Origin of the sequence: Pseudomonas sp. M47T1 (assembly GCF_000263855.1) — a bacterium.
Taxonomy (GTDB): domain Bacteria; phylum Pseudomonadota; class Gammaproteobacteria; order Pseudomonadales; family Pseudomonadaceae; genus Aquipseudomonas.
The window spans coordinates 275,591-294,542 of record NZ_AJWX01000002.1 but is presented as its reverse complement, the minus strand read 5'-3'; the positions used below and the strand labels follow the sequence as shown (position 1 = coordinate 294,542).

Below are 18,952 nucleotides of genomic sequence, written 5' to 3'. Positions count from 1 at the left end.
TGATGGGCCGTGACTTTGTGGGGGCTGGCGGGCAAGCCAGCTCCCACAGACATCCTGAAATCAGCGTCATTCATTGTCGCGTTGCTGACGGCGATACGGAAACACGTCGATCACCTTGCCATCCATGATCGCCCCCTGCAGCCCCTTCCAGTAATCGGCATCGTACAGCTCGCCATGCAACTGGCTGAACAGCTTGCGCTGGCCCGCGTCAGCGAACAGGAACGGCGGGAACTCTTCCGGAAACACATCGTGCGGGCCAATGGAGTACCAGGGCTCCGATGACATCTCGTCCTCGGGAAAACGTGCTGGCGGGATGTAGCGGAAGTTCACTTCGGTGAGGTAGCTGATCTCGTCATAGTCGTAGAACACCACGCGACCGTGGCGGGTGACGCCGAAGTTCTTCAGCAGCATGTCACCGGGAAAGATATTCGCCGCCGCCAGCTGCTTGATGGCCAGGCCATAGTCCTCCAGGGCTTCGCGCACCTGCGGCTCGTTGGCGCTTTCCAGGTACAGGTTCAGCGGTGTCATGCGCCGTTCGGTCCAGCAGTGGCGGATCAGTACCGTGTCGCCCGTGACCTGTACGGTGGACGCGGCCACGTCCAGCAGCTCGGCCAGGCAGTCGGGGTCGAACTTGCTTTTCGGAAAGCGAAAGTCAGCGAACTCCTGGGTATCGGCCATGCGCCCCACGCGGTCGACGCTTTTTACCAACCGGTACTTCTCGATGACGGTGTTGCGGTCGACATTCTTGGACGGCGAAAAGCGGTCCTTGATGATCTTGAACACAGTATTGAAGCCCGGCAGGGTGAACACCGACATGACCATGCCGCGCACGCCAGGGGCCATGGTGAAGCGGTCATCGGTGTTGGCCAGGTGGCGGATTAATGCACGGTAGAACTCCGACTTGCCATGCTTGTAGAAACCGATGGAGGTGTACAGCTCGGCAATGTGCTTGCCCGGCAAAATACGCTTGAGGAACCCGACGAATTCGGCGGGCACCGGCACGTCCACCATGAAATAGGACCGAGTGAAGGAAAAGATGATCGAGACCTCGGCCTCGTCAGTGATCAACGCGTCGATACGGATGCCCTGCCCTTCACGGTGCAGAAAAGGGATTGCCACCGGCCATTGTTCATCCCGGGTATACAGGCGGCCCACCAGGTACGCGCCTTTGTTGCGGTATAGCACCGAAGAAAACAGCTCCAGTTGAAGCTCGCCGTCCTTGCACACCCAATCGGGCAGGTGGCTGCGCAGGTGGGTTTCCAGGCGCTTGATGTCGCCCGGCAGGTCGGCGTATTCCACGTCGAAACGATAATCGCCGAACACCTTCTCCAACATGCCGGCCAACTGGCCTTCGGGCTGGTAGATGCGCGTCTGCGCCGCCCGCTCGCCACGCAGCGAAGGGCGCGTGGTGTGAATGAACATGCAGCCATCGCTGATCAGGTCATGGCTGAACAGGCCGCAAAAGATCGAGTTGTACCAGGTTTCGGCCAGCTCATCGTCGAAGCGCAGGTCGATCAGGCTGATGTAGGCGCTCTTCACCAGCGGCCAGAGGCTGACGTCCCTCAGGGCGGCTTCTTCGAAACCTGTGCGCAGGGCGGCCACGGTCTGGGCGACTTTTTCTTCGTACAAATTGATACGCGCAGCCGAGGCGTCCTGGATGTCCTGCCAATGCGCCTGCTCGAACCGCGCGCGAGCGCCATCGGTGATCAGGCGAAAGCGTTCACGGTAATCATCGAAGCCATCGAGGATAGTACGGGCGATGTCGGTGGCCGGCCATTGATGCGCCATGGGTCTCAAGCCTCTGCGGGGGGCGTCTGAAAACCAAAGCGTAGCCGCTGCCGCCAGGCTGCGCTGGCCCTGTGTTTCAACGCAACTCTCACGGTTGCCAAGGGTTGGGTACTCGAGGAGACTTGCGCCCCTGCCAACCGGATCAGGAGATCCTGCGTGAAACCTGCCTCCCTCATGAACATGTTGCTGCTGGCCGCCGTCTGGGGTGCCAGCTTTCTGTTCATGCGTGTCATCGCCCCGGTACTGGGCGCCTTTCCCACCGCGTTTTTCCGCGTCGGCATTGCCGCCACCGGCCTGGTGGTTATCCTTGCCCTGATGCGCGTGAAATGGGACTTCCAGGGCAAGCTCAAGACCTGCCTGCTACTGGGCATGATCAACTCCGGCATGCCCGCCACCCTGTACTCGGTAGCCGCGCAAGTGCTGCCGGCGGGTTACTCGGCCATTTTCAACGCCACCACGCCACTGATGGGGGTGCTCATCGGCGGGCTGTTCTTCCATGAGCGGCTGACGCCCATCAAGCTGCTGGGCGTGTTCGCCGGCCTGTTCGGCGTGGGCATCCTCACCCGCGCGGGCCCCGTGGCCTTTGACCTGCAACTGGCCATGGGCGCCCTTTCCTGCCTGCTGGCCACCACCTGCTACGGCTTCGCCGGCTTCCTGGCCCGGCGCTGGCTAGACCAGCAAGGCGGCCTGGACCCGCGCTTGTCGGCCCTGGGCAGCATGCTCGGTGCCACGCTGTTGCTGACGCCGCTGTTCGCCGCCAGCGTGGTTATTGCACCGCCGGCCAACTGGGGTGGCTGGGAAGTCTGGGGGTCGCTGCTGGGCCTGGGGCTGGTGTGCACGGCCTTTGCCTACATCCTGTACTTTCGCCTGCTGACCGACATCGGCCCGGTGAAGTCCAGCACCGTGACCTTCATGATCCCGGCGTTCGGTGTGTTGTGGGGGGCGTTGCTGCTGGGCGAGCCGCTGTCGTGGGCGCACCTGTATGGCGGGGTGTTGATCGGGGTGGCGCTGTATCTGGTGCTGCGGCCTACAAAGCCCGTGTAGCCGCCCACGTAAAGTGGGCAAGCTGCCAACGTTTGAACCCCGGTCTTGATCAGCCCAGGATCTCCTTCAGCCGGTACCACGCCATGCCCAGCGCCAACAGCGGCGAGCGCAGGGCCTTGCCGCCCGGGAAGGTCATGTGCGGCACTTTGCTGAATACGTCGAAGCCGTGGCTGTGGCCAGCGTGAATGGCCTCGGCCAGCAGTTTCGCCGTCCAGTGGGTGACGTTGACCCCATGCCCGCTGTAGCCCTGGGCATAGTAGACGTTGGGGTATTGGCTCAGTCGCCCTACCTGGGGGAAGCGGTTGGCCGTGATGCCGATCATGCCGCCCCACTGGTAGTCCAGCTTGACGTTGGCCAACTGCGCAAACACCTTGAGCATCTTCGGCCGCATGTAGGCGCCGATGTCCGCCGGGTCTTTGCCCGAATAATGGCAGGCGCCGCCAAACAGCAGGCGGCGGTCGGCCGTCAAACGGTAGTAGTCCAGGCCCACCTTCTGGTCGCACAAGGCCAGATCCTGAGGAATCAGGCTTTGCGCCACCTCGCGGCTCAACGGTTCAGTGGTGACGATGTAACTGCCGGCGGGCAGCACCTTGCCACTGAGCCGTGGCTCCAGGTCATCCAGGTGCGCGTTGCAACCCAGCACCAAGTGCCCGGCCCGCACCGTACCACCGGCGCAACGCACCTGCACGGTAGAGCCGTGAATGATCTCCAGCGCCGGGCTGTGCTCGAAGATGCGCACGCCCTGCGCCGCGGCCAGCCGCGCTTCGCCCAGTACCAGGCGCAGCGGGTGCAGGTGGCCTGAGCCCATATCGATCAGGCCGCCCGCGTATTGGTCCGACGCCACCACCTGATCCATTTGCGCCGGCCCGACGATGCGGGTTTCGTGGGTGTAGCCAATGTCGCCCAACCAGCGCTGTTCGTCGGCAAATGCCGCGAACTGCGCGGGCGTGTTGGCCAGCTCGCAGAACCCCCAGCGCAGGTCGCAATCGATGCCGTTGGCTTCGATGCGCTGACGCACCAACGCCACTGACTCGATGCCGGCCTGTTCCAGGTAGCGCACGCCTTCCTGGCCTACGTAGCGGGCAAAACCGTCGACCGCGTGGCCAATGCCACGAATCAACTGCCCACCGTTGCGGCCACTGGCGCCCCAACCGATTCGCCGCCCTTCCAGCAGCACCACCGACAAACCGCGCCCGGCCAGTTCAAGGGCCGTGTTGACGCCGGTGAAGCCACCGCCAATCACGCACACATCGGCCACCAGATCCTCCCCCAGGCAGGGGTACTCAGGCATCTGGCCAGCAGTGGCCGCGTAATAGGACCGGGCATGTTCTGATTGCATCGCCATCACACTTCTCGCTTTTAGCGGTTTGACTTTATATCGGTCCAGTCGCGGGTCATCAAACGCATGATGGCCGGCGTCGGCGCGGTGGAAATGTACAATTTATCCAGCACTTCCTGAGGCGGGTACACCTCGGGGTTGCTCAGCAGGTCGGGGTCCATGTACTGCTTGGCCGCGATGTTGGGGTTGGCGTAGCCCACGGTGGCGCTGACCTTGGCGATGACCTGCGGGTCGAGCAGGTTATTGATGAAGGCATGGGCCTCTTTCACGTCAGCCGCGTCGGCCGGAATGGCCAGCAGGTCGAACCACAGGTTGGCGCCTTCCTTGGGAATGGCGTAGGCAATGTGGATACCGTTCTTGGCTTCCTTGGCGCGGTTGGCGGCCTGGAACACATCACCCGAGTAACCGAAAGCCACGCAGATGTTGCCGTTGGCCAGGTCCGACACGTACTTGGACGAGTGGAAGTAGGTCACGTACGGGCGCACTGCCTTGAGCTTGGCCTTGACCTTGGCGTAGTCCTCCGGCTTGCTGCTGCGCGGGTCCATGCCCATGTAGTTGAGCACGGCCGGCATCACTTCGTCGGCGGAGTCCATCATCGATACGCCGCACTTGGAGAGTTTTTTCATGTTCTCCGGTTCAAACAGCACGGCCCAGGAATCGATGTGGTCGACGCCCAGCACTTCCTTGACCTTGTCAACGTTATAGCCAATGCCGTTGGTGCCCCACAGGTAAGGCACCGAGTGCTCGTTGCCCGGGTCGTTCTTTTCCAGCAGGGCCATGAGTTTGGGGTCCAGGTTCTTCCAGTTCGGCAACTGCGAGCGGTCCAGTTTCAGGAACGCCCCCGCCTTCACCTGGCGCCCGAGAAAATGGTTGGAGGGCACCACCACATCGTAGCCGGTGTGGCCGGCCAGCAACTTGCCCTCCAGGGTTTCGTTGGAGTCGAATACGTCGTACACCACTTTGATGCCGGTCTTGGCGGTAAAGTCTGCCAGGGTCGTGTCACCAATGTAGTCGGTCCAGTTGTAGACACTGACACTGCCTTCGGCATGCGCGCCGGTGGCGCACAACAGCGCCAGTGCTGCAGGAAGCATGGATTTCAGTAAACGCATTCGACTCACTCCTTGGGAAGTTTGGAGCTGCAAGCTGCAAGCAAAGACGATCCACGTAGCTCGTCTTCACGCGTACGGCTCTGGCTTGCGGCTTGCGGCTTGTAGCTTTGTAGCTATCTCAGACGCTCAGCAGCAGGAACTCGCGTTCCCAAGAGCTGATGACTCGCTTGAAATTTTCATGCTCGGCGCGTTTCACCGCGACATAGCCACGCACGAATTTCTCGCCCAGGTACTGGATCACCGTGTCGCATTCTTCCATGTGGGCCAATGCGTCCTCGATAGTGATGGGCAGGCGCAGGTTGCGGCGCTCGTAGGCGCGGCCTTCCACCGGTGCGCTGGGCTCGATGCCCTCGACCATGCCCAGGTAGCCGCACAGCAGGCTGGCGGCGATAGCCAGGTAAGGGTTGGCGTCGGCGCCCGGCAGGCGGTTTTCCACGCGCATGGCTTCGGGGCTGGCGTCTGGCACGCGCAGGCCCACGGTGCGGTTTTCCTCGCCCCACTCCACGTTCACCGGTGCCGAGGTGTCGGGCAGGAAGCGGCGGAACGAATTGACGTTGGGCGCGAACATTGGCAACAGCTTGGGAATGTACTTCTGCAGGCCGCCAATGTGGTTGAGGAACAGCTGGCTCTTCTCACCCTTGTCATTGACGAAGATCGGCTTGCCGGTGGCGATGTCGATCACGCTCTGGTGCAGGTGCATGGCGCTGCCCGGCTCGTCGCCGACCGGTTTGGCCATGAAGGTGGCGGTGACGTTGTGCTTGAGCGCCGCCTCACGCATGGTGCGCTTGAAGATGGTGATCTGGTCGGCCAGGTCCAGGGCATCGCCGTGACGGAAGTTGATTTCCATCTGCGCCGGGCCGTCTTCGTGAATCAGCGTATCCAGGTCCAGGCCCTGGGCTTCGCACCAGTCGTAGACGTCTTCGAACAACGGGTCGAATTCGTTGGCAGCATCGATGGAAAACGACTGCCGGCCACTTTCGGCACGGCCCGAGCGGCCCAACGGCGCGCGCAGGGGCAAGTCCGGGTCTTCGCAGCGCTGGGTGAGGTAGAACTCCATTTCCGGCGCCACGATAGGCTGCCAGCCTTTGTCGGCGTAGAGCTTGAGCACTTTCTTCAGCACGTTGCGCGGCGACAGTTCGATGGGGTTGCCATGCTTGTCGAAGGTGTCGTGAATCACGATGGCCGTGGGCTCGATGGCCCATGGAATCACGTAGATCGACGAAGGGTCGGGGCGGCAGATCATGTCGATGTCGGCCGGGTCCAGCAGGTCGTAGTAAATGTCGTCGTCGACAAAGTCCCCGGTTACCGTTTGCAACAGCACACTTTCCGGCAGGCGCATGCCTCGCTCATTCAGGAATTTGTTGGTGGGTGCTATTTTGCCGCGGGCGATGCCGGTCAAGTCGCTGACCACACATTCAACCTCGGTAATCTTGTGATCTTTCAGCCAACTGGACAGTTGGTCGAAGGGGGCATTCATAAAGACCTCGTCGTTATTTTTTGTTAGCGCCGGTATTGCATGTTTTTTGCATCACTTCACTGAAGCATGGGGCATCTCTTCCCCTTGGGCGCGTTCCCTTATATCTTGCGCATGCAGCTTATAACCATCTATCCACTTTACGCACGCCTAAATGCACCAACATGGTGCGCCAGGTTACCGCATGACAGAGCCCAACCCGCTTAACGTCCAGGCCTTCAGCACCGGCAGTTTCGCCGAGCAAATCCAGGTAACCCCTGGGTGGGTGCAGGACTATCAGCAAATGTCCCCGGGGCACTTTCGCGGGCAGATCCGCTACCTGGACCTGCACGGCGTGGAGATTTACGAAGAAGGCATGAACACCCGCGTCGAGCAGCATTTCAACGCGCCCAAGGGCTCGCTGGCGTTCTGTTTCGACCTGAGCGAGCAGTCGCTGTACCTGCTCAATGGCGAGAGCCGCAACATCTGGATCACCCCGGAAAACTACCGCGAAGTGGCCGTGGTGTTCGGCCCGCAGTTCGTTCGCGAGCACGGCCTGGACAGCGCTCGGCTGGAAGGCCTGTTCATGGCCCCGCTCAGTGGCGGGCAGAATACCCTGTTCACGCGTTGGTTGAGCAGCACGCTGACGCGCCTGGCCCAGGCAGACCTTGCCCCCGACCGCGAGGCCTTGACCGCGCAGTTGCTGGACGACTGCCTGTTCATCCTCGACAACGCTTCCCCTGGCCTGGACGGCTGCGCCCTGCAACGGCGCGCCGGCGAGCGGCGAATCATGAAGCGGGTGTTCGAATGGGCCGCCGATGTGCCGGACGAAACCCTGAACCTGGTGGAACTGGCCAGCGTTGCCGAAGTGTCCCTGCGCCAGCTGCAACAGGCGTTCAAGGCCTACACCGGCATGGCGCCCGCCCTGTGGCTGCGGCTCAAGCGCCTGAACAATGCCCATCGCGAACTGCTCAAGGCACGGGGCAACACCACCACAGTGGCCGAGGTGGCGATGCATTGGTCGTTCTGGCACCTGGGGCGGTTTTCCAGCAGCTACCGGGCGCTGTTTGACGAACTGCCCAGCGAAACCCTGAAACGCAAATACTGATTTTTTGTGGGGGCTGGAAGCCGATTTAGGAACACCACCAGCACCAGCCCCGCAAGCCCCAGGCACAGGCCGAACAACCGCGTCAACGAGTGACGACGTTCCACCAGCACCGCCGTGAGGATCGGTTGCACGCCCATCACCGTGGCCATCACCCCCGGGGTTACTTTCAGGCTCAGCGCCAGGATGTAGAAGATCTGGTAGGCGCCCAACAGCACCAGCCCGGTGGCTATGGCATAGCCCAGGCCCTTGCCGGTGGTGGGCAGGCGCAGCTTGAGCAAAGGGATCAATACCAGCAGGGCTACCAGGGCGATGGCAAATCGGCACAGCAGGAAGGCAAAGGCCGAGGCGTGGGCAAGGCCCCATTTGGAAAAGATGGCGCCACTGCTCCACAGCAATACGAACAGCACGGTAGAGGCCGCCGAGGCCACGGAGTCTTTGGAAAAGGTAAACATGTGATGCACCTGTCATTCGGGCCAATCAAGGCCAGCGCGGCAAAAAGCCGGGTTCAGTGTGTGTAGATGCGGTGCTTCAGACCGCAGAGACCACGCCAGGAGGGGGCGCAACGGTTGCGCACACCGGCGTCTGAACGACAGGAGGGGAATAGTGGCTGATCATGACTGGCTGCTGGTCCGCGCGCGGCACGCCGACAGCGTGAGCTGTGCGGGTGTTGCTGGCGAGGAAGCGGGCATCGGGCATGAGAAGCTCGGAGAATTTTCGTGAGGCTCGACTATAACCATTGGTCGCTTGTGCACGCAACCCCCGTCAGGCTGCGAAAAGGTCCGCAGGACCTTCGGCGGTGTCATGCCGCAAGCACGGAGCTCGAAGGTCGGGGCTTGCTGCAACTCTTCAAACAGGCGGGGATGGGTGTGCCCCTCAAAGGCAATGGCTCTAGCCTGGGCCATTGGCGTCAAACTGATCAGTCACCGCCCATGGGACAAAGCATCCTGCCCCATGTGAAGATAGGCGCACCGCTTCTCATACAAAAAGGACTGACCGATGCGCACAAAGCCGTACTGGGCCACACCGAAACCACCCGCATCATGGCTGCTGCCCGCGCCGAGGCGCTGCAGAACCACTGGGCCGTGACCATCGCCATCGTCGACGACGGCGGCCACCTGCTGGCGCTGGAACGCCTGGATGGCGCGTCGGCCAGCACGGCTCACCTGGCGCCCGCCAAGGCGCGCACCTCGGCCATCAGCGGCCGCGAATCGAAGTATTACGAGGAGCTGGTCAACAACGGCCGTAACTCGTTCCTGTCGGTGGAGATCATGACCTGCCTGGAAGGCGCGGTGCCGATCATCCACGACGGCCAGGTGATTGGCGCGGTGGGTGTGTCGGGGGTGAAGTCGGAGTTTGATGCTCAGATCGCCCGTGCCGGCGTTGCCGTGCTGGGCTGATGCAGCACAGGCCCCGGCCGAACGGCCGGGGCGCAGGGCTTAGCCGAACAGCCAGTAGCCCAGGGCGGTCAGGACCACCACCGCCAGCACTGGCCGCATCACGCGGTAGGCCTTGGGGTTGGCGCGCTTGAACTTCTTCACCTTGCCGGCGATGCCGTCGCTGAAGCGCTTGCTCCAGGCATAGGCCTGGTTGATGCCGCCCACGCGCTCGTCGTCGACGTTCTGTGGCGCGGTGGCACGCCCCAGGAAAGCGCTGACGCTGCGGTTGACGCGGCCCATCAAGCGGCTGCTGAGCGGACGCTCGACGTCGCAGAACAAGATGACGCGGGTGAAGTCGGTTTCGTTCTTGACCCAGTGCACGTAGGTCTCGTCGAACATTACGTCTTCACCGTCGCGCCAGGCATATTCCTGCCCATCGACAAAGATGCGGCAGGCGTCGGAGTTGGGCGTGGACAGGCCCAGGTGGTAGCGCAGGGAACCGGCAAACGGATCGCGATGCGGGTTCAGGTGGCTGCCGCCGGGCAACAGCGCGAACATGGCGCCCTTGACGTTGGGAATGCGGCTTACCAGTTCCACAGTCTTGGGGCACAGGGCCACGGCCGACGGCAGCGGCTGGTCATACCATTTGAGGTAGAAACGCTTCCAGCCCTTCTTGAAGAACGAACCGAAACCGGCGTCGTTGTTCTTCTCGGCAGCACGAATGTAGCCCTCGTCGAACAGGTGCATGGCCTCTTCGCGGATGGTTTCCCAGTTGTCTTTCAGCAGGTCCAGCTCGGGAAACTTGCTGCGGTCCAGGTAAGGTTTGGACGGCACGGCGGAGAACAGGTACATCAGCGCGTTGTACGGCGCGAAGAACGCGGAGTGGTTGACGAACTGACGCAGCACCGGCAGGCGCGCCTTACCGCGCAGATGCACGTAGAGGATGCTGCAGACAAACAGCATCAGCACAGCAACCTTGACGGCGAGTGAAAGGGTCATGCAACAACTCCTGGAATGGGCAGTCCGCCATGATAAACCCTGGAACGCTGCCTAAACAGCCATTCCGGACGACATTCATTATTGCGCGGACGCCAAGGCCTGGCATTGCGCCAAGTCAAAGACCTGAAACAACTGTGGGAGCGGGCTCTGCCCGCGAAAGGAACACTGCGATGGCCTGTTCGCGGGCAGAGCCCGCTCCCCCATTCTGACTCGGCAGAGAGGTTACTGCTGATTCTCGGCCTCGGTGAACAGGTCGGCGAACAGCATGCTCGACAGGTAGCGCTCGCCCGAGTCCGGCAGGATGACGACGATGGTCTTGCCCTGCATTTCCGGCTTCTCGGCCAGGCGCACGGCAGCTGCCATCGCCGCACCGCAGGAAATGCCGCACAGGATCCCTTCTTCCTGCATCAGGCGCAGGGCCATGGCCTTGGCCTCGTCATCGCTGACCAGCTCCACCCGGTCCACCAGCGACAGGTCGAGGTTCTTCGGCACGAAACCGGCACCAATGCCCTGGATCTTGTGTGGGCTGGGCTTGATTTCTTCACCGGCCAACGCCTGGGTGATTACCGGCGAGCCGATGGGCTCCACGGCCACCGACACGATCGACTTGCCCTGGGTATGCTTGATGTAGCGCGAAATACCGGTAATGGTGCCGCCGGTGCCCACGCCGGCCACCAGCACGTCAACCGCGCCGTCGGTGTCGTTCCAGATTTCCGGGCCGGTGGTTTTCTCGTGAATCGCCGGGTTGGCCGGGTTGCTGAACTGCTGGGGCATGAAGTAGGTGTCGGGGTTGGCCGCAGCCAGCTCTTCGGCTTTTTCGATGGCGCCCTTCATGCCCTTGGCCGGCTCGGTCAGCACCAATTCGGCGCCCAAGGCCTTGAGCACCTTGCGCCGTTCGATGCTCATGGACGCCGGCATGGTCAGCATCAACTTGTAGCCACGGGCAGCCGCCACGAAGGCCAGGCCAATGCCCGTATTGCCCGAAGTGGGCTCGATGATGGTCATGCCGGGCTTGAGCTTGCCGCTGCTTTCAGCGTCCCAGATCATGTTGGCACCGATGCGGCACTTGACCGAATAGCCGGGGTTGCGCCCTTCGATCTTGGCCAGCACGGTCACGCCGCGCGGGGCGATGCGGTTGATCTGCACCAGCGGTGTATTGCCGATGGAATGCGCGTTGTCAGCGAAGATACGGCTCATGGCAGAGGGTCCTTATGCACCAGCGTAAAAATTCAAGGGTAAGCCCGGTGGCCTGACGAGTCCAGTGCGAACGGATCCGGTGGCCGCAGGTCAATGCCTGTATACGGTCTCGGACATTCGCATCATGAAACGTCGCTACAGTTGGCCCATCGGCGCCCTGGCAGTCATCGTGCTGCTGCTGATTGCGCTGCACATCGCCCTGCCCTATGTGGTGCGCAATTACCTCAACGACAAGCTGGCGGACATGGGCGCCTACCGCGGGCACATCGCCGATGTGGACCTGGCGCTGTGGCGCGGCGCCTACAAGATCAATGGCCTGGAGATCGTCAAGGTCGACGGCAAGGTACCTGTGCCGCTGCTGATCGCACCGCTGATTGACCTGTCGGTAAGCTGGCATTCGCTGTGGTACGACCATGCCGTGGTGGCCAAGGTGGAATTCGTCACGCCGCAGCTCAACTTCGTCGACGGCGGCACCAACAAGCAGGCCTCGCAGACCGGTGCCGGCACCGACTGGCGCGCGCAGATGAACAAGCTGCTGCCTATCACCCTCGACGAGGTGCGCATCGACAACGGCACCATCACCTTCCGCAACTTCAGCTCCAAGCCACCGGTGAAACTCTCCGCCAACCAGATCAACGCCAGCGTCTTCAACCTGACCAACGTCGAGGACAAGCAGGGCAAGCGTGACGCCCGCTTCGAAGGCCATGCCCAGTTGTTCGGCCAGGCGCCGCTGGAGGCCAGCGCCACCTTCGACCCATTCAGCAACTTCGAAGACTTCCAGTTCCGCCTGCGCACCACCGGCATAGAGCTGCGCAAGGTCAACGATTTTTCCAGCGCCTACGGCAAGTTCGACTTCAATGCCGGCACCGGCGACGTGGTCATCGAGGCCCAGGCGGTGAAGGGCCAGCTCACCGGGTACATCAAGCCACTGCTGCACAACGTGGAAGTGTTCAACTGGCAGCAAGACGTGGAAAACAAAGACAAGGGCTTTTTCCGTTCGGTGTGGGAAGCCATCGTCGGTGGCACCCAGGCCGTGCTCAAGAACCACAATAAAAACCAGTTCGCCACCCGCGTAGACCTGAGCGGCAGCGTGCACCGGCAGGACATCAGCGCGCTGGAGGCCTTCTGGGAAATCCTGCGCAACGGTTTCGTGCAGGCGTTCAACGCCAAGTACGAGCAGTCTGCTCCCAAGGAAGGCTAATGCCGTGTTCATTCAGCGACTGAATGGTGGTGCTGCGTTCACATTCGACCGGAGCCCGCGTTATAGTCGCAGTCATAACAAATCGCTCAGATCGAGGGTAAGCAGACATGAAGTTCGAAGGCACCGCGGCATACGTCGCCACAGACGACCTGAAACTGGCGGTGAACGCGGCCATCACCCTGCAGCGCCCCCTGTTGGTGAAGGGCGAGCCGGGTACCGGCAAGACCATGCTTGCCGAGCAACTGGCCGAGTCCTTCGGCGCACGCCTGATTACCTGGCACATCAAGTCCACCACCAAGGCCCATCAAGGGCTGTACGAGTACGATGCGGTTAGCCGCCTGCGTGACTCGCAATTGGGCGTGGACAAGGTGCACGACGTGCGCAACTACCTGAAGAAAGGCAAGTTGTGGGAAGCCTTCGAGTCCGAGGAGCGGGTGATTCTGCTGATCGATGAAATCGACAAGGCCGACATAGAGTTCCCCAACGACCTGTTGCAGGAACTCGACAAGATGGAGTTCTACGTCTACGAAATCGACGAGACCATCAAGGCCAAGCAACGGCCAATCATCATCATTACCTCCAATAACGAAAAAGAGCTGCCCGACGCTTTCCTGCGCCGCTGCTTCTTCCACTACATCGCCTTCCCCGACCGCACCACCCTGCAGAAGATCGTGGACGTGCACTACCCCACCATCAAGAAAGACCTGGTGAGCGAAGCGCTGGACGTGTTCTTCGACGTGCGCAAGGTTCCGGGCCTGAAGAAAAAACCGTCCACCTCCGAACTCGTGGACTGGCTCAAACTGCTGATGGCCGACAACATCGGCGAAGCGGTACTGCGCGAGCGCGACCCCACCAAGGCCATCCCGCCCCTGGCCGGTGCCCTGGTGAAGAATGAACAGGACGTGCAGTTGCTTGAGCGCCTGGCCTTCATGAGCCGTCGCGGTAACCGCTGAGGGGCCTGCCATGCTGCTCAACCTCTTCAACGAGATGCGCGCCGCCAAGGTGCCCGTCTCGGTGCGCGAACTGCTGGACCTGATCAACGCCCTGCAAGCCCGGGTGACGTTCGCCGACATGGACGAATTCTACTATTTGTCGCGCGCCATCCTGGTCAAGGACGAGCGCCATTTCGACAAATTCGACCGGGCCTTCTCGGCCTACTTCAACGGCCTGGAAAAGCTCGACGATCACTTGCAGGCGCTGATCCCCGAGGACTGGCTGCGCAAGGAATTCGAGCGCAGCCTGAGCGACGAGGAGCGAGCGCAGATCCAGTCCCTGGGCGGCCTGGACAAGCTGATCGAGGCATTCAAGAAGCGCCTGGAAGAACAGAAGGAACGCCATGCCGGCGGCAACAAGTGGATCGGCACCGGCGGTACCAGCCCGTTTGGCTCGGGCGGTTTCAACCCCGAAGGCATTCGCGTGGGCGATGCCGGCAAGCGCCAGGGCAAGGCCGTGAAGGTGTGGGACCAGCGCGAGTACAAGAACCTGGATGACCAAGTGGAACTGGGCACGCGCAACATCAAGGTGGCCCTGCGCCGCCTGCGCAAGTTTGCCCGCCAGGGCGCGGCCGACGAACTGGACATCGACGGTACCATCGACCACACGGCCCGCGACGCCGGGCTGCTGAACATCCAGATGCGCCCCGAGCGGCGCAACACCGTCAAGCTGCTGCTGTTGTTCGACATCGGCGGTTCCATGGACGCCCACGTGAAGATCTGCGAGGAACTGTTCTCGGCCTGCAAGAGCGAGTTCAAGCACCTGGAGTACTTCTACTTCCACAACTTCGTGTACGAGTCGGTGTGGAAGAACAACATGCGCCGCACCTCCGAGCGCACCTCCACCCAGGACCTTTTGCACAAGTATGGCGCGGACTGGAAGGTGATATTTGTGGGCGACGCAGCCATGGCGCCGTATGAAATTACCCAGCCGGGTGGCAGCGTCGAGCACTGGAACGAAGAAGCGGGCTACGTATGGATGCAGCGCTTCATGGAAAAGTACAAGAAGCTGATCTGGATAAACCCTTATCCCAAGGACACCTGGGGGTATACCGCGTCGACCAATATTGTGCGGGAGTTGATCGAGGATAAGATGTACCCGCTGACGCTGCGCGGACTGGAAGAAGGGATGCGCTTGCTCAGCAAGTAAATCCTACCGCACACCACCCTCTGTGGGAGCGGGCAGAGCCCGCTCCCACAGATGTTGCAACATTAGCCTCAATGACACTAGCGCCAGTGCTCGGGCACTTCACCCTTGTACTTGCGCACGCCATACAGGGTCCACGCTGGCAGCATGATCAGGCATTCCAGCACCAACGCCAGAATGAACGCCACGGCGACGCCCCAGCCGATGGCTTCAGGCACCAGCAGCACCTGGTAGGTATAGCCATTGAGGGTTTCCTGGCTGATCTGCGGGTCGGCGGCGCTCAGCACATGCCAATCGCGGACCCACCAGGGGCCTTGCAGGGCCATCCACTCGTTGTCCAATGCCTGGTGGCGAGTGATCAGGGCGCTGACGCTCTGGCCATCATTCTGGAACACCGGGTCGCTGCTTTCACGGTAATGCGCCACCAACGCCTGCAGGTCGCCGTTGAAGAACTTGTCGGCGCTGTCCTGGAAGCCGCGCAGGCTGTTCTGCGCTTCCATCAGGTGGGCTTCCACGCGATGAGCGTAATCATTGATCAGCCCGGGCACCTGGACGCCCAGCAACAATCCGACAGCGAACAACACCAGTCGCAGGTAACTTCGCAGCATGTAAGGGGGTTCCTAGTCTGTGGTGCCCTGGAGCACGCATTCGCCACGGCGCCACAAGGCCCACTGGCCGGGCAGGTAGCGGTTCCAGGTTTCGTTTTCGGTCAGCGGCTCGGTGGCAATCACCGACACTACGTCGTTGGGGGTGGTCTCGGCCTGGAAGTCGACGGTCACGTCCACGTCCTTGAGCCGAGCCGGGCCGAACGGCGCGCGTCGGGTGATATGTGCCAGTTTGGTCGAGCAGAAGCAGAACAGCCAGTCGCCGTCGCTGAGCAGGCAGTTGAACACCCCTTTGGCGCGGTAGTGGGCACAGGCCTCTACCAGGGTGGGCAGCACGTGCTCGATGTCTACCGGCTCGGGAAAGGCTTCGCGCACCCGGTTCAGCAAATCGCAGAAGGCCGCTTCGCTGTCGGTATCGCCCACCGGGCGGTAGAAGGTGGCCGCCGGGCCGAAATCGGCTAGCTGGCCATTGTGGGCGAAACACCAGTTGCGCCCCCACAGCTCGCGCACGAACGGGTGGGTATTGGACAGGCAGACCTTGCCGACGTTGGCCTGGCGGATGTGGCCGATGACCACTTCGCTCTTGATCGGGTACCGCTGCACCAGCTCGGCCACCTGCGACTCACTGCTTGCCGCCGGGTCCTGGAACAGGCGCAGGCCGCGGCCTTCGTAGAAGGCGATACCCCAGCCGTCACGGTGCGGGCCGGTGCGGCCGCCGCGCTGCATCAGCCCGGTGAAGCTGAAGACAATGTCGGTCGGCACGTTGGCACTCATGCCCAGCAATTCACACATGGCGGCTCTCTAGAACAGTGCGGTTGAACAATTACAGGCGTGGTTCTACCCGCATGCGCCCGGCAGGGCTGGGCGAGGCCGGCGGGGCTGGCGGCGTGCGACCGTAGCGGTCGCCGGCACCGAACGGCTCGTCCGGCTCGTCGCGACGCTGGGCGTCGGCCCTGGCCTGGGCTTCATCGCGAGCGGCCTGCTCGGCACGCCGCGCGCGGCTACTGCGCTCGATAGGCCAGCGGACCAGGGCATACACCAGGTACACCACCAGGGCCACCAGGCTGTACATGGCCAGGTCCGACATGGCCGGCAGGGCATGACCGGCATCCTTGAACAGAATGTCCAGGGCGGTCATGGCCACCGCAGGGGCAAACATGCTCTTGCCCGGGTCCACGATGGTGGGGGTGAACAGCACCACCGCCATCACCAGGCGCAGCGGCTGGCGCAACCAGCGCCAGATCCAGGTGGTCAGGCGCATCCACACCATCAGGCAACCGAAGGCGGCGAAGGCGTAAATACCCCAGGCGAGGAAATAGTCGTTCTCGGTCATGGTGTCCGTGGCAAGGCAGGCAAATAGGCGCTTATGATAACGACTTTTCGCCGTGCAGGCGCCCCCCATGCCAAATGGCCGCCGGGCGCCGCCAAATTTCATTTGCCGAGTGAGCCGCCCATGCCCCTATCAGCCACTGCCCCACGCGCCCCGATCGCCCGCAAGGCCGACGGTGCCGACCCCTACGCCTGGCTGCAGGAACGCGACAGCGACGAGGTGCTCGACCACCTGAAAGCCGAAAACGCCTATCAGCAGGCGCAACTGGCCGACCAGGCCGAGCTGCGTGAACAGCTGTTCGAAGAGATCAAGGGCCGCATCCGCGAAACCGACCTGTCCCTGGCTTCGCCCTGGGGCCCGTACCTGTACTACACCCGCACCACCGCAGGCGACGAGTACGCCCGTCACTATCGCTGCCCGCGGCCGGCCGATGACAGCCCCACGGTGGATGAGGCCCGGGAAGAACTGTTGCTTGACCCCAACGAGCTGGCCGCGGGCGGCTTCCTGTCCCTGGGTGCGTTCAACATCAGCCCCGACCATCGCCTGCTGGCCTACAGCCTGGATACCAGCGGCGACGAAATTTATCGCCTGTACGTGAAAGACCTGACCAGCGGTAGCATCAGCGAGCTGCCGTTCGACGACTGCGACGGCAGCATGACCTGGGCCAACGACAGCCAGACCCTGTTCTTCGGCGAACTGGACGACACTCACCGCCCGCACAGGCTGTACCGCCACCGCCTGGGCAGCAACGCCGCCGAGCTGGTGTTCGAGGAAGGCGACGGGCGGTTCTTCCTGCATTGCTACCGGTCCAGCTCCGAGCGCCAGTTGATCCTGCTGCTGAACAGCAAGACCACCAGCGAAGCCTGGGTGCTGGACGCCAACCACCCGGATCAGGACTTCCAGTGCCTGGCGCCCCGGGTGGAAGACCACGAGTACTACGCCGACCACGGCCAGCTGAACGGACAGTGGACCTGGTTCATCCGCACCAACCAGCACGGCATCAACTTCGCGTTGCTGCAGGCCGCCGACGACGGCCAGGTGCCGACCCGCGAACGCTGGCAACCACTGATCGCCCATCGCGACGATGTGATGCTTGAAGGCGTGACCCTCAACGCCTGCGCCTTCACCCTGAGCCTGCGCGAAGGCGGCCTGCCGATCATCGAAGTGCACCCCCAGGGCCTGGCCGCGTACCGCGTGCAACTGCCGGACGCGGCCTACAGCCTTCATGTGTCCGACAGCCTGGAGTTCGTCAGCGCCCGCCTGCGCCTGCGCTACGAGGCCCTGAACCGCCCCGCCCAGGTGCGGCAGTTGAACCTGGCCGACGGCACCCAGGCGGTGCTTAAGGAAACGCCGGTGCTGGGCCCGTTCAACGCCGATGACTATGTCAGCCAGCGCCTGTGGGCCACCGCGGCCGACGGCACCCAGGTGCCCATCAGCCTGGTGGTGAAACGCGATGCCCTGGGCCAGCCCACGCCGCTGTACCTGTATGGCTACGGCGCCTACGGCGAAAGCCTGGACCCTTGGTTCTCGCATGCGCGGCTCAGCCTTCTGGAGCGCGGCGTGGCCTTTGCCATTGCCCACGTGCGCGGCGGCGGCGAGCTGGGCGAAGCCTGGTACCGCGCGGGCAAGCAGGAGCACAAGGGCAACACCTTCAGTGACTTTATCGCCTGCGCCGAACACCTGATTGCCCAAGGCCTGACCACCAGCGACCAACTGGCCATCAGCGGCGGCAGCGCCGGCGGCCTACTGATTGGCGCGGTGCTCAACCAGCGCCCGGACCTGTTCAAGGCAGCCATCGCCGAAGTACCGTTCGTCGACGTGCTCAACACCATGCTCGACCCGGACCTGCCGCTGACCGTCACCGAATACGATGAATGGGGCAACCCGGATGACCCGCAGGTGTACGAGCGCATCAAGGGCTACGCGCCCTACGAGAACGTCAGCGCCCAGGCCTACCCGGCGCTGCTGGTGGTGGCCGGCTACAACGACAGCCGCGTGCAGTACTGGGAAGCGGCCAAATGGGTAGCGCGCCTGCGCGAACGCAAGACCGATGATCACCTGCTGCTGCTCAAGACCGAACTGGGCGCCGGCCACGGCGGCATGAGCGGCCGCTACCAGGGCCTGCGTGACGTGGCGCTGGAGTACGGCTTCGTGTTCAAGGTGCTGGGGCTGGCGTAAGCGGGAACTTTGCTTTTTGATGATGTCTTAGTGGCACTGTTGATTTCACACACTCGCCGGTTACCGACGCCTACACTCAAGGTCGG

Annotated in this window: 16 protein-coding genes and 1 pseudogene; 7 read left to right on the top strand and 10 right to left on the bottom strand. The window is 62.5% G+C overall.

Annotated elements, in window-relative coordinates; translation table 11 throughout:
• Positions 1-66 precede the first annotated feature (66 nt).
• Positions 67-1,788 (bottom strand): bifunctional isocitrate dehydrogenase kinase/phosphatase, encoded by a 1,722-nt coding sequence (aceK, locus tag PMM47T1_RS03300; RefSeq protein WP_008365756.1) that lies wholly within the window; start codon positions 1,786-1,788, stop codon positions 67-69.
• Positions 1,789-1,962: 174 nt separating this feature from the next.
• Between aceK and PMM47T1_RS03295 the strand changes: the two genes are divergently transcribed.
• On the top strand, positions 1,963-2,832 hold the full coding sequence (locus PMM47T1_RS03295) for an EamA family transporter (protein ID WP_043300648.1): 870 nt from the start codon (positions 1,963-1,965) through the stop codon (positions 2,830-2,832).
• 49 nt (positions 2,833-2,881) lie between these two features.
• Here the strand turns inward: PMM47T1_RS03295 and PMM47T1_RS03290 are convergent, their stop codons facing one another.
• From PMM47T1_RS03290 to PMM47T1_RS03280, 3 genes are all read right to left on the bottom strand, one after another.
• Positions 2,882-4,171 (bottom strand): NAD(P)/FAD-dependent oxidoreductase, encoded by a 1,290-nt coding sequence (locus PMM47T1_RS03290; protein ID WP_008365752.1) that lies wholly within the window; start codon positions 4,169-4,171, stop codon positions 2,882-2,884.
• A gap of 20 nt (positions 4,172-4,191) precedes the next feature.
• Positions 4,192-5,280: a polyamine ABC transporter substrate-binding protein gene (locus PMM47T1_RS03285; protein ID WP_008365749.1), complete on the bottom strand. Its 1,089-nt coding sequence runs from the start codon at positions 5,278-5,280 to the stop codon at positions 4,192-4,194.
• Positions 5,281-5,398: 118 nt separating this feature from the next.
• Positions 5,399-6,757, bottom strand: a complete 1,359-nt coding sequence (locus PMM47T1_RS03280) for a glutamine synthetase family protein (protein WP_008365748.1) — start codon at positions 6,755-6,757, stop codon at positions 5,399-5,401.
• A gap of 181 nt (positions 6,758-6,938) precedes the next feature.
• On the opposite strand from PMM47T1_RS03280, the gene PMM47T1_RS03275 reads away from it, so the two are divergent.
• Entirely contained in the window at positions 6,939-7,841 is a 903-nt protein-coding gene (locus PMM47T1_RS03275) for a helix-turn-helix domain-containing protein (RefSeq protein WP_008365745.1), read from the top strand.
• A 29-nt stretch (positions 7,842-7,870) separates the two neighbouring features.
• On the opposite strand, the pseudogene PMM47T1_RS03270 reads toward PMM47T1_RS03275, so the two are convergent.
• Positions 7,871-8,293 (bottom strand): annotated as a pseudogene (locus PMM47T1_RS03270) (EamA family transporter); the annotation flags it as partial.
• Positions 8,294-8,770: 477 nt separating this feature from the next.
• Here PMM47T1_RS03270 and PMM47T1_RS03265 point away from each other — a divergent pair.
• Positions 8,771-9,238, top strand: a complete 468-nt coding sequence (locus PMM47T1_RS03265) for a GlcG/HbpS family heme-binding protein (RefSeq protein WP_081492610.1) — start codon at positions 8,771-8,773, stop codon at positions 9,236-9,238.
• Between the two features lie 39 nt (positions 9,239-9,277).
• Here PMM47T1_RS03265 and PMM47T1_RS03260 read toward each other — a convergent pair whose 3' ends face one another.
• Both PMM47T1_RS03260 and cysK read right to left on the bottom strand, forming a co-directional pair.
• Positions 9,278-10,216 (bottom strand): aspartyl/asparaginyl beta-hydroxylase domain-containing protein, encoded by a 939-nt coding sequence (locus tag PMM47T1_RS03260; protein ID WP_008365740.1) that lies wholly within the window; start codon positions 10,214-10,216, stop codon positions 9,278-9,280.
• Positions 10,217-10,438: 222 nt separating this feature from the next.
• Positions 10,439-11,413, bottom strand: a complete 975-nt coding sequence (cysK, locus tag PMM47T1_RS03255; protein ID WP_008365739.1) for a cysteine synthase A — start codon at positions 11,411-11,413, stop codon at positions 10,439-10,441.
• 124 nt (positions 11,414-11,537) lie between these two features.
• On the opposite strand from cysK, the gene PMM47T1_RS03250 reads away from it, so the two are divergent.
• The 3 genes from PMM47T1_RS03250 to PMM47T1_RS03240 all read left to right on the top strand — a co-directional run bounded on the left by PMM47T1_RS03250 (position 11,538) and on the right by PMM47T1_RS03240 (position 14,756).
• A complete protein-coding gene (locus PMM47T1_RS03250; protein ID WP_008365737.1) occupies positions 11,538-12,614 on the top strand; it encodes a DUF748 domain-containing protein in 1,077 nt (358 codons plus the stop codon).
• A 107-nt stretch (positions 12,615-12,721) separates the two neighbouring features.
• Positions 12,722-13,567 (top strand): AAA family ATPase, encoded by an 846-nt coding sequence (locus PMM47T1_RS03245; protein ID WP_008365735.1) that lies wholly within the window; start codon positions 12,722-12,724, stop codon positions 13,565-13,567.
• Between the two features lie 10 nt (positions 13,568-13,577).
• The gene (locus PMM47T1_RS03240) at positions 13,578-14,756 is read left to right on the top strand and encodes a vWA domain-containing protein (protein ID WP_008365733.1); all 1,179 of its coding nucleotides are present in this window, start codon (positions 13,578-13,580) and stop codon (positions 14,754-14,756) included.
• Positions 14,757-14,833: 77 nt separating this feature from the next.
• On the opposite strand, the gene PMM47T1_RS03235 is transcribed toward PMM47T1_RS03240, so the two are convergent.
• The 3 genes from PMM47T1_RS03235 to PMM47T1_RS03225 are packed head-to-tail and all read right to left on the bottom strand — an operon-like array spanning position 14,834 to position 16,691.
• Positions 14,834-15,361, bottom strand: coding sequence for a DUF2937 family protein (locus PMM47T1_RS03235; RefSeq protein WP_008365731.1), 528 nt, complete (start codon positions 15,359-15,361; stop codon positions 14,834-14,836).
• A gap of 12 nt (positions 15,362-15,373) precedes the next feature.
• The gene (locus PMM47T1_RS03230; protein ID WP_008365729.1) at positions 15,374-16,150 is read right to left on the bottom strand and encodes a class II glutamine amidotransferase; all 777 of its coding nucleotides are present in this window, start codon (positions 16,148-16,150) and stop codon (positions 15,374-15,376) included.
• 31 nt (positions 16,151-16,181) lie between these two features.
• A complete protein-coding gene (locus PMM47T1_RS03225) occupies positions 16,182-16,691 on the bottom strand; it encodes a hypothetical protein (protein ID WP_008365728.1) in 510 nt (169 codons plus the stop codon).
• A gap of 120 nt (positions 16,692-16,811) precedes the next feature.
• On the opposite strand from PMM47T1_RS03225, the gene PMM47T1_RS03220 reads away from it, so the two are divergent.
• Positions 16,812-18,866, top strand: a complete 2,055-nt coding sequence (locus PMM47T1_RS03220) for a S9 family peptidase (protein WP_008365726.1) — start codon at positions 16,812-16,814, stop codon at positions 18,864-18,866.
• The last annotated feature ends 86 nt before the right edge of the window (positions 18,867-18,952 follow it).

Excerpts from the sequence above, each read along its gene's own strand:
- aceK (WP_008365756.1), bottom strand. The coding sequence starts at position 1,788 with ATGGCGCATCAATGGCCGGCCACCGACATCGCCCGTACTATCCTCGAT.
- PMM47T1_RS03295 (WP_043300648.1), top strand. The coding sequence starts at position 1,963 with ATGAACATGTTGCTGCTGGCCGCCGTCTGGGGTGCCAGCTTTCTGTTC.
- PMM47T1_RS03290 (WP_008365752.1), bottom strand. The coding sequence starts at position 4,171 with ATGCAATCAGAACATGCCCGGTCCTATTACGCGGCCACTGCTGGCCAG.
- PMM47T1_RS03285 (WP_008365749.1), bottom strand. The coding sequence starts at position 5,280 with ATGCGTTTACTGAAATCCATGCTTCCTGCAGCACTGGCGCTGTTGTGC.
- PMM47T1_RS03280 (WP_008365748.1), bottom strand. The coding sequence starts at position 6,757 with ATGAATGCCCCCTTCGACCAACTGTCCAGTTGGCTGAAAGATCACAAG.
- PMM47T1_RS03275 (WP_008365745.1), top strand. The coding sequence starts at position 6,939 with ATGACAGAGCCCAACCCGCTTAACGTCCAGGCCTTCAGCACCGGCAGT.
- PMM47T1_RS03265 (WP_081492610.1), top strand. The coding sequence starts at position 8,771 with ATGGGACAAAGCATCCTGCCCCATGTGAAGATAGGCGCACCGCTTCTC.
- PMM47T1_RS03260 (WP_008365740.1), bottom strand. The coding sequence starts at position 10,216 with ATGACCCTTTCACTCGCCGTCAAGGTTGCTGTGCTGATGCTGTTTGTC.
- cysK (WP_008365739.1), bottom strand. The coding sequence starts at position 11,413 with ATGAGCCGTATCTTCGCTGACAACGCGCATTCCATCGGCAATACACCG.
- PMM47T1_RS03250 (WP_008365737.1), top strand. The coding sequence starts at position 11,538 with ATGAAACGTCGCTACAGTTGGCCCATCGGCGCCCTGGCAGTCATCGTG.
- PMM47T1_RS03245 (WP_008365735.1), top strand. The coding sequence starts at position 12,722 with ATGAAGTTCGAAGGCACCGCGGCATACGTCGCCACAGACGACCTGAAA.
- PMM47T1_RS03240 (WP_008365733.1), top strand. The coding sequence starts at position 13,578 with ATGCTGCTCAACCTCTTCAACGAGATGCGCGCCGCCAAGGTGCCCGTC.
- PMM47T1_RS03235 (WP_008365731.1), bottom strand. The coding sequence starts at position 15,361 with ATGCTGCGAAGTTACCTGCGACTGGTGTTGTTCGCTGTCGGATTGTTG.
- PMM47T1_RS03230 (WP_008365729.1), bottom strand. The coding sequence starts at position 16,150 with ATGTGTGAATTGCTGGGCATGAGTGCCAACGTGCCGACCGACATTGTC.
- PMM47T1_RS03225 (WP_008365728.1), bottom strand. The coding sequence starts at position 16,691 with ATGACCGAGAACGACTATTTCCTCGCCTGGGGTATTTACGCCTTCGCC.
- PMM47T1_RS03220 (WP_008365726.1), top strand. The coding sequence starts at position 16,812 with ATGCCCCTATCAGCCACTGCCCCACGCGCCCCGATCGCCCGCAAGGCC.